This window comes from Parendozoicomonas sp. 2304DJ65-17, assembly GCF_058148445.1.
This window is the reverse complement of record NZ_JBYVJV010000006.1, coordinates 186,109-198,927: the sequence shown is the minus strand read 5'-3', so window position 1 is coordinate 198,927 and position 12,819 is coordinate 186,109. Positions and strand designations below refer to the sequence as shown.

Genomic DNA, 12,819 nt, shown 5'->3' with positions numbered 1-12,819 from the left:
ATTTCAAACCTACTTCTCTTCCGGTGGGGGTGCCTTAACAACATTGGGCACTCCCTCGGCTCCCGCATAAAACACTACTAATTCAAGCTTTTCATCACCGGGATTAAATCCCTGATGCACCTTATGCATCACCTCAAAAATCACATCTCCCTGCTTGAAGTAGTGATTTTCGCCATTCTCCATTTCCACTTCCAGCTCACCAGAAAGCACATAACCAAAAACGGTTACAGGATGATAATGCCATCCGGTTTTCGCTCCCGGAGCCAGGGTAACTCTTAAAGCCGTGACTTCAGGAGTACCTTCAGTCAAATACTGGATTGGGCTTCCATCTATAGTTTTCGATGTTTTTTGCAGAACAACGGCTTGAATGCTCTTTTCATATCCCGGCTCCGAAAAGGCCTGAGATGAAAATAAGGTTGTAAAGAATGTCAGCAGGGCTGAACGTAACAGGAAGTGTTTTTTCATTCTGATTCTCGACTCCACCTAATATTGTTTCCGATGAGTGTAGAAGAGAAATAAAAAAGCGGGATTCCCTGAGAAATCCCGCTTCGGGCTTCGCAAGCGATTTATTATCTGGTTACAGTAATTTATTGAAGAAGTCTTGGGTGGGTGAAGGGATCACAGTCTTGTGAATCATCATGCCACCATCACCGGCAGCCATAGCACCCGCTTCAACGCCAGCTTTCACGGAAGACAGTTCGCCAGTCATAACAATGAAAGACTTACCGCCAATACCCATGGCCAGACGCACGTCAATCATCTGAACATTGGCAGCCTTGGCAGCAGCATCCGCAGCATGAATAGCACCGGCCACACTGAAGAATTCCAGCACTCCAACAGCGCCGCGCTTGGCAACAGTGCTGGAACCATTCAGGCCAGATGTCACTTCTTCATGAATGCTGGGAATCACCAACTCATCAAGAACATCCTTGCCGCCTTCCAGCTTGCCAGCGTCAACAGCAGATTTCACAGCAGAAACCTGGCCGGAAACAATAACCAGATACTTGCCGGGGCAGATGGTTTTCGCTTCTTCCAAACGAACATCTGCAGCCTTGCTCATGGCATCAGTCGCTGCCATACCACGGGCAATACTGGTAAATTCGAGCAATCCTAATGCTTTACTCACAGCGGCTCTCCACTAATAACAACGTGGCTATTTTCAACAGCTGTTACTGTTCCGTTAATGCTGGCGTGAATGGTTGAACCCAGCTTTCCTTCAGGAATAGCGCCAATCATCTGACCAACTGTTACAGCGTCACCAACTTTCACAACTGGTGTGCTTGGCGCGCCGATATGCTGACCCATTGCCAGCTTCACAGTGGTGACAGGGATATCAACAAACTCTGCCATTGTCTGGTGATCCCAGTTGGTGAGATCCAGACGGGAAATCAAACGCGCAGGTGGAACCTTGCGGGTTTCACGTCCTTCGCGGGCAATGATTTCACTGCCATCGTGCTGGTAACGAATACCTTTTTCACGAAGCTTGCCAGCAATAATCATGTTCACCTGACGGGGATCGATTCCCATTGGGCAGGCGTACATTTCACACACACCACAGGCACAGCACAATTGTGCTTCTGCGCAGGACTCATCCAGCTCATCAATGTTCTGGATAGCACGCATCATTTTGTGCGGGTGAAGATCATGGCCGATCAGGTAACGTGGGCATTGCTCTGTGCAATAACCACACTGAATACACGACTTCGCACGCTTAATAACCTGCTCTTCGGTCAGTTCACTACGCTTCACCAGATAGTGATCCGCAGGAATAATAATCAGCGCACCATCAGTTTTCTTCAGATGAAGTTCATCCACCTGATCCTGATACACAATGCCACCCATCATCGGGCCGCCACGAATAATGGCAAAGTCAGCACGTATGGTTCCACCAGCGGCATTCAAGCATTCACGCAGGCTCGCGCCTACAGGGACACGAATAACACGTGGCTGGTTCACTTCACCCAGAACAGACACATATTTGTGGGTAACAGGAATATCCTGCGTTGCCTCATAAACATTGATCATGGTGGCGACATTGGAAACCACGCAACCAACATTCAGAGGAATTCCGCCAGGAGGAACAGAGCGACCAGTGACTTCATACACAGTCATCTGCTCATCACCTGCCGGATAAAAATTCTGCAATTCAAAGATTTCAACAGCGGCATTCTGCTCTGAAATCACTTTCTCCATGGCCGCTATGGCATCGCCATATTTTCCTTTCACGGCAATAACAGCTTTCTCGGCCTGAACCTGCTGCTTAGCCAGAAGAACGCCGTTTACCAGCTCTTCTGCACGCTCGCGCATTAAGAACTGATCGGTCTGAAGAAGGGGTTCACATTCAGCAGCATTAATGATCAGGTACTCGGCCTGAGCATTCAGTTTTACATGGGTAGGAAATCCGGCACCGCCGGCACCAACAACGCCACTGTTCTGAACCTGCGTAACCAGATCCATCTACGTCTCCAGTAATCAGGAAGATTTATTGACCCTGAAGGATACCGACCTGTATTTACTCGTCCTTGAGAAAGGTCAAACAGGAACCGGAACCAGAATCGACAAAGAGGGAAAAATCTGACACAGATCATATCCGGAGGTGCAGAGCACCTCCGGATAGCATTGATCAGATGTAAGGAGTAGAACTGGAAGGAGCTGGACCAGCCATAGTTTCCAGCAGAGTTATGCCAACATCACGGGCAGTCAGAATTGCCTGACGAACCGCGCCGGAGTCACCACAGATCTGCAAAATAACTTCGTTGGAGTAGCTGGTGCCACCTGCAGGAGAGGCATAACCCAGAACATCAACGTCAGCAGCCTTCAGGGCAGTATCAGCCAGCATTACGCCGATAGCCGCAGGAGCGCCAACCAGCAAACCAAACGCCTTACCAATTGGTGCACCAAAAGCTTTGTTCAGTGCAAAAGAAGCGCGGGCAGTGTATTGGAATTCCAGGTGACCAGCGTCATTGGCATAAACATCACCAAACTTCTCTTCCAGGTTACCCAGAGCAACTTCGATAGCACGACGAGCGTCGGATACATCGTCAGCACCGAAGATAATCAGGCTACCGTGGCCTGCACCGCCTTTGGTGTCGCGAGGCAATTCGATAGAAACGATTTCAGTGTTGGTATCTTTTACTGCATCGTCAGCAGCCATGATCTGTGGGCCAGCACCAGTACGACCACCGAGAATACCGATAGAACGATACTTCTTCTCAAGGTTCATGGCTTCCAGCAGAGCGCTGTCTACGTTGGCAATAACCAGACCAATGGTGTCACCAATAGCGGTGCCAACAAATTCAGGCATTCTGCATTCTTGCTTGGCAACCGGAGCAGGTGCAGCTTCTGGAGCGGCTTCCTGCTTTTGCAGTTGAGCCATAACTTCACCCATCATCTTCTCTACTAACTTGTCCTGCATGGTGTTCTCCAGGGGATGTTTCCCGTTTGCTATTTATGAGAGCTGTTAACAGTTATTTGATGGCGAAGCCGCCAACCAGTACGCAACGTCGGTTACGGGCAAAGGAACGGGCTGATGTCAGCCCTTCTCCTGTAGGCCCAGCGATAGTAAATGTTGTGTGCCCTTCTCCACCGACGCCCAGGCCAGCAAACGAAGGTCCGTTTTTCACCAGGATGGTGGTTTCCATATCCCGGGCATAACGGCTGAGTACATCAATATTTTTCGAGTGGATAATGGCTGTGTGACGGAAGCCATGTTCCAGCTTTTTCGCCAGCTCAATACCTTCGTCAGCATTGGCAACACGAACGACTGGCAAAACCGGCATCAACAGTTCTTCCTGAACAAAAGGATGATCTGCTGATGTTTCTGCCATTATGATACGGATAGAATCCGGCGCTTTAATGCCAATGGACTGCAAAATTTTTGCAGCATCGCGCCCTACGCACTCCCGGTTCACCTTGCCGTCCTTCAGCACTCTGTCTTCCAGTGCTTTCAATTCAGCTTTATCAGTAATCAACCAGGCACCCTGCTTCTGCATTTCAAAAAGCAGGTAGTCAGCAATGGAATCCACCGCCAACAGTTCCTTCTCAGCGATGCAGGGAATGTTGTTGTCGAAACTGCAGCCCGCCACGATATCGGCAGCGGCCTTTTCCAGATCAGCAGTTTCATCAACCAATACAGGTGGGTTGCCAGCACCAGCGCCAATCGCTTTTTTACCGGTCGACATGACAGCCTTCACCAGACCCGGACCACCGGTTGCCACCAGCATCTGAACCTTGGGATGGTTCATCATAATGTTGGAGTTTTCGATGCCTGGATCAGCCACAGTAACCACAAGATTCTGCGGCCCGCAGACTTTGCAGATAGCCCGGTTAATCAGTTCAACCGTGTAGAGAGAAACCTTCTTGGCTCCGGGGTGTGGAGCAAATACCACAGCGTTGCCCGCTGCAATCATGCCAATAGCATTGCAGATAACGGTTTCACTGGGGTTGGTGGATGGTGTAATAGAACCAATAACACCATAGGGAGAAAGTTCCAGAACTGTCAGTCCATCATCGCCGGAATAGGCGAACGCTTTCAGGTCTTCAACACCCGGAGTTTTGTCGAGTACCAGCTGGTGCTTAAGGATTTTGTCGGTTACCCGGCCCATGCCGGTTTCCTCAACACCCATTTCTGCGAGTTCAGTAATGTGTTCCTGAATCTCTGCACGAATAGCGCTGATAATCCGGCTGCGAACTTCCAGCTTGCCATTGAACAGTTTCTTTTGGGCAACGGATGCTGCCTCAATAGCTTCGTCCATGGAACCGAAAATACCGTTATGGCATTTTTCCGGAGCTGCCGTTTCTGTGCTTTGCAGCTGGCTACAAACCTGACGAACAATGTCTTCTATAACTTTGGTTTCCATAACAGCCGCGTCCATTAAGCTTCCCCAAGACAGGTTTTAGCAATTTGAATATCCTGAGAGGAGCTCCCTCCACTCACCCCAAAGCCGCCAATCAGCCGACCTTTTTCAAAAACCGGGCGCCCGCCTCCGAACGTCACCAGACGTCCATCAAAGCTGTGTCCCAGCCCGAAGAAATCACCACTCTCTTTCACCAGCTCACCAACTTCTTCTGTTGGCAGTCTCATAGAGAGAGCTGTATGAGCTTTGTGTCTGGCAACTTCCAGCGCCGCCAGCAGGGAACCATCCATGCGTTCATGGGCAACCACATGCCCAGCTTCATCAACCACAGCAAACACCAGGTTGATACCCAGTTTTTCTGCTTCTGATTTGCCTTTTTCAATCAGGTCGCGGGCTTTAGCCAGAGTCATGCCTTCTTGCAGAGCGGTTAGCTCTGTAAGAACCAGACCGGCTATTTCCGCAGCCTGTTCCGGTGTTGTTCTGTTATTCATGGCTGTTCCGACTTTCTAAATCGTCTTCAAATAAAAACGGAGTCCGTTTAATCAGGCGGGCACTGTTTGCGCCGATCCTGCGCAGCGCATCCGGATTCGCCCAGCCTTCAGTAAAAATGGGATCTGTTCCCACCCTTTCGTGGTGCAGGGTGATTGATCCTTTGCTTACTCCAAGTCCCACATCCAGTCGGGAGCTTCTTGCCGCTTCACATCCAGCACTGTGCACATTGGTTTCGTGAACATCTGTGACTTCACAGGGGATGCCTTCTTCCTCAATACCGCAGAGAACAGGTTTGAGAAGTTCTTTTTTCACGCCCGGGCAGCAGTAAATGTGAACGGCAATCTTATCCATAAGACTGCTCTCCAAATGAGAGAACCAGCCCAGTGGCTACGGCGTTTCTTGGCCCCTGGCAGCCCTGAATATTGCCTCTGCCCGCCACAATTCCGTAACGAGACAAGGCATCAGTCACCATTTCAGGGATTTCAAAATCAAGGGCGGAACCACCAACCAGCACCACGTGGTCAATGTCACGAATATTGCCAGTGGTAGAGACTCGCTTCAGAGCACGAAGAGCGTTGCGAACAAAGACTTTCCGTTTTGCGTCCCGGCGAACTTTGCGGATTTTTTCCAGAGAATCATCCGTCATCACTGGATACATACCGCCGTCCTTAAGAATCACCAGACGGGCAAACAGGCGAGGGTCAAGAGGCTCCCGATAGAACTCGACAGTTCCATCTTCATGGCGCAGATGAAACAGACTTTCGACCTTGGCCAGAGGATACTTTTTCAGGTCCTCTGCCAGCTCGATATCACCCAGGCCAAGTTCGCGATCAATCAACATGGTGACCATGTCACCCGCGCCAGCAAGATGGCAGGAAACAATGCGGTTGTTGCGATCAATCAGTGAGGCATCGGTTGAACCGGCTCCCATATCAATAATGGCGAGAGGTTTTTCAGTACCGGGAGTTGTCAGTGCGCCAAGAATGGCCATCTCGGCTTCAACTCCCCCAACATCAACCGGGCGTTCAAGAGTCTTTTCAATATCTCCGGCCACCATATCCATCTGGAGTTTGTCGGCCTTTACCATTGCGGCGAGGCCAACGGCGCTTTCCATTGCAAACTCTTCTGCTACCCCACCTTTCACCTTTTGGGGAACAAAAGTATCAACAGCCAGAAGATCCCGAATTTTGATCTGATCCGGTTTCATGGCTGTCAGTCTTGCCATCACCAACCGAACCTTTTCCAGCATGCCGCCAGCATTGGTGCCGGGCTCACCGCGTACATCCTGTAACGGCTGGCACACTTCCAGCCCCTGCATAATCACATCGGCACCGTGATCAACAGGAACTTCACGACTCTTGGTTGCTCCAAACAGCTGCAACTTACCGGCAGGAATAACCCTTGCCTTTACATCGCCGCTGGGAGTTTTTATAACCACCGCAGAACGGTTGCCAATCAACGCTCTTGAGATCGGCACGATCATGCGGGTTTCATCAGAATTCAGATTAAAAACAGTGGCTATGCCATAAGGATTAGACAGTGTTTCCACTACCTGACCTTTCTGGGCCACTTCAATAGCCGTGAGCATATGTACAGGAATACGATCGAAGTGATGGACTTCATCAATAATCGGTATGGGGCGTTCCAACCGGTTATTCACAAGCACTGCGTCGTCTTTCTGGAGAATGGCGCCACGGATATTTACACCATCGCTGACAAAGCGGTTTATCTGTCTGGCAGCGACTTCAAAATCAATTTCTTCTGAGACAAGGGCAATCACATCCTGACCTATATGAGAGCCATTAATGTTCTGCAAAAGAACAGACTGGCCAACCCCCAGACCTATACCGCCGGGTGTGTGAGGGTTGTGACCAATCATCGTGGACTCAGTGATGATGGTTTCGGTAATAGTTTCCATCGCCACGTCACCGATAACAGGCGCAGCTTCGTTAATCCTTATTAACGTAAGATCCGAAAGCTGGATTCCCGCAGTTTTCAGGGCTGCTGAAATGGAGGCAAAAACGCCTTTGATATTTTCAGCGGTACCCTTGATCCCTGTGGTTTTGGAAATACCACAACCCAGTATTTTCGTACCTTCGTCATCGACCTGCGCTACCGCGCTTTCCGTGGTCGCATTGCCGATATCTACGCCTGCAATCAGTTTCATACAGGATCAGGCCTCTTTCAGACGACCGCGCTTTTCGTACATATCAGCGGCTTCACGAACCAGTTTGCCGTTGATCACTGCGTTGTACTTGCCTTCCAGCTCTTCAGCGATAGCAATCATTTCCGCCTTGGTAGAACGGTAAGGACGCATAGCTGTATAGATTTCCAGAATCCGCTCGTCGGGCACGGCAATCAGCTCAGCCGCACGACGCAGGTTGCCGGCAAAAGCTTCACGGTTGATGCTTTCAGCAATCTGAGCCTGCTTTTCCAGAGTTTCCGGAGCAATACGACAGTCGTCGGCTTTTACCGCGCCGGACATAACCGCGTCCATGGTGAAGTCGGCCAGTTTTTTACCGGTTGCAGATTCCACAGTATCTGGCTGCTTCTGGCTCAGAGGGTAACCTTCCAGACCCTGCTTGGCGGGTGCAGGAGCAGACGCTCCTCCCATTTCAGCAAGAGCTTCTCTGATCAGCTTTTCTAATACCTGCTGTTCCATGTCATCCCTCCTTAATTGAATACGGCTTTGACTTCGACTGGCTTGCCACCAGGTACAACGCTTTCTGTCTCCTTGATGTGGAGCAGTGCAGCGATTGCCTGATACTTAGGACGAGCCATCTGGTCGTTCAGAGCCGGAACAGGGCGGGGAGACTCCCCTTTGGCGTATTTAGCAGCGTTTCTGCCAATCATGCGGAAGTGTTCCAGTTGCAGCAGAGGTGCCTGGGAGAACAGTTCCAGGTTGGTCAGAGGGGCCAGATCCTTCTGGTGAATAACAGATGTTCCCTTGGACTGAATGCCGATACCGATGCCGGAGCCACTGAGTTTGGCGCCGTCGTTACCAATCATGGAAACATCGGAAGTTCTCAGTACACGGATAAGACGTGGTACCAGTCCTTCTTCTTCGATGCCCGCCATCATTTCACGGATAACATCTTTGTGAGCCAGGCCGTGGATGGTTTGGCTCTGATGAATGCTGAAAGCTGGCGCAACAGCGATAACAACTTCGTCGGTACGAGTGCCTTTCACAGCCTCAGCACCGTCAATCATTTTCAGAGTGCCGGTAGTTACAGAGGCAACAGGAGCAGGAGCTGCTTCAGTTTCAGCTTCTGCAGCATATTTGCTGACTACAGACTCGATGATTTTTCTTACATCATCCGGATTAATTTGCATAATTCTGTCCCTCCTTACTTGATGCTGGACGCATCCATGGCGTTATCGATGTCGGACAGCTGAGCCCAGCGATCAGCGCTTAGCTGGTATCCAGTGCCAGGACCCATGTAATCGTTACGGTCGTTCACTGCGCTGATTACGTTGAAGTCTTTATCGAGAATGGCGGAGGTGTGCAGATGGTCACCAGACACCCGCAGTTTCATCAGATTGAGCAGAGATTCGGCAACATCATCAAAGCCACTGGTCTTAATAGCTTTAACAACATCAATACCGGTTACGCCGCGCTCCATCATTTCACCGGCTGCTTTGATATCCACAACAACATCACGCTCTGGCATATCTTTGCTGCCGTGTGCGTAAGTCGCCGCTTCAACTTCTTCATCAGTGATTTCTGGAAGACCCAGATTTTCAAAGACGCCCTGAATAACCTTGGCGGCCTTGTTACGAACACAAACAACCTCTTCTTCCTTAACGGGTTGCAGGCCTGCATCAATCTTCAGGTCACGCTGGATTGTGTTCCAGTCGTCGTAATCTTCCGCATCCCAGTTAGAACCGGCGAACATGTTGTCGTAGTTCGGAGTGGAGCTGTAACCGGAGCAGATAAAGTCTGTGCCTGGAATCATCTGCATCAGTGAGCGAGCAGTACGACGCAGGTCAGAGTGAGTGAAGGTCTGGTCGTTACTGGAAGCGCATTCCAGATCCAGCATCATGGCGATCAGGTTTTCTGCAAGAATCGCACGGATACCGCCAGGTACCGCACCTGGTACACCAACACAGCTCACGGAACCGTTCTGGATGCCCTGAACACCAGCGCCCTTGGTCATAAACAGGCAGCGGGCTTCGAGGTACAGCATGGATTTGCCTTCGGCATAACCCATCAGTACTTCAGAACCGGTACCGGAGGTGTAACGCATCTTCAGGCCGCGGGAAGCATAGGCGGAAGCCAGAAATGCCTTGGACCATGGAGTGTCATCACCATCAATAAATACTGGCTCGGTGCCGTATACAGATACAGTTTCTGCATAAGCAGTCAGTCCACGCATACCAAGAACCAGCTCGGTAGCTTCTTCAACAGCGCACTGAGTCAGGATACCCGGACGCCCTACCTGTGCGCCCACCAGAAGAGAGAGAGCGTTGAATGGTGCATAACGGGCAACACCAACAGTGGTTTCCTGCTCGTCAAAACCACGCAGAGCCGCTTCTGCAGCATCCGCAGCAATCTGAACAGGGTTATCTTTCAGGTTGGTAACGTGGCACTGGTTAGATGGAGTCTTACGGGCACGCATCTTGTTAACCGCCATCATCATTTCCAAAACGGTCATATGTCCAACAACTTCAACAATCTTTGCTGGAGTCATAGACAGTGTCAGTTCAAGAACCTGATCACGACTTACATTAATATCAACAAGCTTGCGAGCCACATCCAGTGAATCAACAGCCATTGCCGCTTCAACGTTTTGCAAGCGAATGGCGTTGTCGGCAATAAAGGCATCGAGAATATCGAAGTCTTCCCGCTGCTTGCCATCAAGCTCTGTTACTTTTCCATTAACAACCTTGATTCCAGGCTTTGGATCAAGGGGGGAGTTCATAGCAATAAGGCCAACTTCCGGCCACTCTTTAACATAGCCATCTTTATTGACGGGTCTGTCTTTTAGGACTTCAAAGCGCTTGGATTTCATTCACTATACCCCTGGCGATGCAGGTGCCGTTTATCCCGGCCGCACGCAGTGTTATGCAACATTAAAATTCAATTCAGGAAGCCCCGAATCAGATTTCTTATCCATTTATGTAGTTATTTACTTACCTTTAACCAGAAAGAAAATAACTCTTAAAGCATGCAGATAAACAACGACGTATCAGTAAAAAATGCTGAATAAACACATGCAGTTTAAATTTAAAAAGGAGTCATTAATTAAAAACAAAATGCGTAGTTAAATACCGAATCAAATATAAGTATTATTTCCGCGAGCTATTTAATGACTCCTGAACAGTTTTATTTATTAACAATCCGAATCATTCAGACCGTTAAATTAATTACACTGAAGGCAAGATAGTCTCGACTTCACCATGGGGGCGTGGAATCACGTGTACAGAAACAACTTCGCCAACACGCTCTGCGGCTGCAGCACCAGCATCAACGGCAGCTTTTACAGCACCAACATCGCCGCGAACCAGAACAGTGATGAGACCACCGCCAGCCTGTTGCTTGCCGACCAGAGTCACGTTCGCCGCTTTCACCATGGCATCTGCAGCTTCGATAGAGCCGACCAGTCCCTTGGTTTCAATCATTCCCAGCGCGTTTGATATAGCCATTTTTCTCTCCGGGTTGGAACAGTTATCGTTTATTTATCATTCTGCCAGCAGGCCAGTATTGCCTTAACCAGCTCATTCTTTCTGGCAAACTTTATTTTCTTTCCATTCAAATCTATTCCCTTTAACCCACGCGCCATCTTTCGCAGATCAACTGTGCGACAGGCATGGAGTTCTTCTTCAGTCATTTTTCCACGCTCTGGCAATGCCGACTGAACAGGATCAGATTCTTTTAACTTAAATTCAGTATTGTTTTCTTCCTGAGTTTGTTCTTCATCTTTTATAGAAGAAACTTTCGTTAAAAGGTCTTCTTTATTGGGCTCAGGATCAGGCGTAATTGAGGCAGAAGCAGGAATTTTTACTGGCTTCTCTACTGTTTTATCTACAACAGGTGGAGGTGTTTTCTTTCTGGGTAAGGTCACATCCTGAATAAGACCGGTAATCCCTTTTCCCGGTCTTGGAATAACATGACTTGAAATAACTCTGCCGATATTTTCTGCTGCTGCAACCCCCGCTGTTATTGCAGCCCGAACAGCTCCAACATCACCTGTAATAATTACGGTAAAAAGTCCACATCGAACTTTTTTCAGGCCGACAAGATTAACATTTGCTGACTTCAGACAAATATCTGCGGCTGCAACAGCTGTGAGATAACCACGGGTTTCAATAAAACCCGATGCATTCTTTCCTGCCATGGATACCACCATCAGAGCTTATGGCAAGCAGGTTAATAGAAGGCTTTGGTTTTGTTTTTGATTTAAATCACAGGTGCTATAACAGTTTCAGGAATGTTTTGTTTATTTATAATTAATTGAAAAGACTATCTTTTTAATTGTCTATTTTTATCTGTAGTTTATGTCTTTATTTTGTATATTTTGACGCTGATCGCAATCAGCGCCTTTTTTCACATTCTCCATAAAACGGTCAAAATCGGTCACACTTTAGTGGAGAAAATTCTTCAGCTCTTCCAGTCCACTGCCTGAAACTGAACTGATTTCAAAAATCTTTTTCACGCCTGCATTCTCCAAAGCTCTCCTTGAGAAAGAAGGGTTGGAAAGGTCAGTATCGGTTTTGGTAATAATCCCGATCACATCCTGGTTGAACATACTGGTGAAGTTTGGGGGAAAGCTTGATGACTTGGTGGAGCTGTCGTGAACCAGTGCTACAACCTCATAATCGGTCGAAGAAGTCATCAATATATTGTAAAAGCGTGGGCTCTCCAGATACTCACCCGGAGTGTCCAGAACCTTGCCACAGTACTCCATTGATTGTGTTTTCAGGTACTTCAGTTCTTCGCCAAAAAGAGCCTGTTTAAGCGTCGTTTTACCTGAGCCGGTTGTTCCTACCAGCATGGTTTTTTTCATAACCGTTTTCTGCATAGTCGAATTCTGTTTTTACCCAACTATGAACGAGTAATTTCAGCGGGAGAGAACTTGAGCATCCCACCGAGAAGATCAAGCACAGCATTAAGAGAAGACTCGACGCTGCCTACATCTCCAGAAACAACCAGACAACCAGTAAAACGGTCAAGGAAACCAATTTCTACGCCTGCGGCTTTTGTCGCCACATCGGCAGCAATAATAGAAGCTTCGCTGGGGGTAATAGTCATAATGCCGATGGCACTGACTTCATCAGGATCCATGCCCAGTTTGGTGACAAGGTTACGCTGAGGATTTGCAATAAGGTGGGCCAGAGTAACCTGTTTACCAGGAACATATTCCTGTATGACGCGTTCTTTATGTTCAGACATGAACTGCACCTTGTAATAATTGAAACACTAAAAGGCGACTAATGCCGCCTCTTAGTTACACCGTTAACTGAACAGCTC

General features: G+C 48.7%; 15 protein-coding genes. All 15 read right to left on the bottom strand.

The window, feature by feature from the left end; all coding sequences use genetic code 11:
- Positions 1-9: 9 nt before the first annotated feature.
- Positions 10-465, bottom strand: coding sequence for a cupin domain-containing protein (locus ACY2RR_RS16170; protein WP_490109204.1), 456 nt, complete (start codon positions 463-465; stop codon positions 10-12).
- Positions 466-577: 112 nt separating this feature from the next.
- Positions 578-1,126, bottom strand: a complete 549-nt coding sequence (locus ACY2RR_RS16165; RefSeq protein ID WP_490109203.1) for a BMC domain-containing protein — start codon at positions 1,124-1,126, stop codon at positions 578-580.
- Complete coding sequence (locus tag ACY2RR_RS16160) at positions 1,123-2,457, bottom strand: 4Fe-4S dicluster domain-containing protein (RefSeq protein ID WP_490109202.1); 1,335 nt, start codon at positions 2,455-2,457, stop codon at positions 1,123-1,125. The genes ACY2RR_RS16165 and ACY2RR_RS16160 overlap by 4 nt, the downstream gene beginning before the upstream one ends.
- Positions 2,458-2,623: 166 nt before the next feature.
- Positions 2,624-3,415 (bottom strand): propanediol utilization microcompartment protein PduB, encoded by a 792-nt coding sequence (pduB, locus tag ACY2RR_RS16155; protein ID WP_490109201.1) that lies wholly within the window; start codon positions 3,413-3,415, stop codon positions 2,624-2,626.
- 52 nt (positions 3,416-3,467) lie between these two features.
- On the bottom strand, positions 3,468-4,874 hold the full coding sequence (locus ACY2RR_RS16150; protein WP_490109200.1) for an aldehyde dehydrogenase family protein: 1,407 nt from the start codon (positions 4,872-4,874) through the stop codon (positions 3,468-3,470).
- Positions 4,874-5,347 carry a GlcG/HbpS family heme-binding protein gene (locus ACY2RR_RS16145; protein ID WP_490109199.1) on the bottom strand — a complete coding sequence of 158 codons (474 nt, stop codon included), beginning with the start codon at positions 5,345-5,347 and terminating at the stop codon, positions 4,874-4,876. Before ACY2RR_RS16145 ends, ACY2RR_RS16150 begins: the two co-directional genes overlap by 1 nt.
- Positions 5,340-5,699, bottom strand: coding sequence for a glycerol dehydratase reactivase beta/small subunit family protein (locus tag ACY2RR_RS16140; protein ID WP_490109198.1), 360 nt, complete (start codon positions 5,697-5,699; stop codon positions 5,340-5,342). Before ACY2RR_RS16140 ends, ACY2RR_RS16145 begins: the two co-directional genes overlap by 8 nt.
- Positions 5,692-7,515: a diol dehydratase reactivase subunit alpha gene (locus tag ACY2RR_RS16135; RefSeq protein ID WP_490109197.1), complete on the bottom strand. Its 1,824-nt coding sequence runs from the start codon at positions 7,513-7,515 to the stop codon at positions 5,692-5,694. Before ACY2RR_RS16135 ends, ACY2RR_RS16140 begins: the two co-directional genes overlap by 8 nt.
- A gap of 6 nt (positions 7,516-7,521) precedes the next feature.
- On the bottom strand, positions 7,522-8,010 hold the full coding sequence (locus ACY2RR_RS16130) for a diol dehydratase small subunit (RefSeq protein WP_490109196.1): 489 nt from the start codon (positions 8,008-8,010) through the stop codon (positions 7,522-7,524).
- Between the two features lie 11 nt (positions 8,011-8,021).
- Positions 8,022-8,681, bottom strand: coding sequence for a propanediol/glycerol family dehydratase medium subunit (locus tag ACY2RR_RS16125; RefSeq protein WP_490109195.1), 660 nt, complete (start codon positions 8,679-8,681; stop codon positions 8,022-8,024).
- A 14-nt stretch (positions 8,682-8,695) separates the two neighbouring features.
- Positions 8,696-10,360: a propanediol/glycerol family dehydratase large subunit gene (locus ACY2RR_RS16120; RefSeq protein WP_490109194.1), complete on the bottom strand. Its 1,665-nt coding sequence runs from the start codon at positions 10,358-10,360 to the stop codon at positions 8,696-8,698.
- Positions 10,361-10,715: 355 nt separating this feature from the next.
- Positions 10,716-10,994 (bottom strand): BMC domain-containing protein, encoded by a 279-nt coding sequence (locus ACY2RR_RS16115; RefSeq protein WP_490109193.1) that lies wholly within the window; start codon positions 10,992-10,994, stop codon positions 10,716-10,718.
- A gap of 29 nt (positions 10,995-11,023) precedes the next feature.
- Complete coding sequence (locus ACY2RR_RS16110) at positions 11,024-11,686, bottom strand: BMC domain-containing protein (RefSeq protein WP_490109192.1); 663 nt, start codon at positions 11,684-11,686, stop codon at positions 11,024-11,026.
- Between the two features lie 246 nt (positions 11,687-11,932).
- A complete protein-coding gene (locus ACY2RR_RS16105; protein ID WP_490109191.1) occupies positions 11,933-12,370 on the bottom strand; it encodes a EutP/PduV family microcompartment system protein in 438 nt (145 codons plus the stop codon).
- A 23-nt stretch (positions 12,371-12,393) separates the two neighbouring features.
- Positions 12,394-12,741, bottom strand: coding sequence for an ethanolamine utilization microcompartment protein EutS (gene eutS, locus ACY2RR_RS16100; RefSeq protein WP_490109190.1), 348 nt, complete (start codon positions 12,739-12,741; stop codon positions 12,394-12,396).
- Positions 12,742-12,819 lie beyond the last annotated feature (78 nt).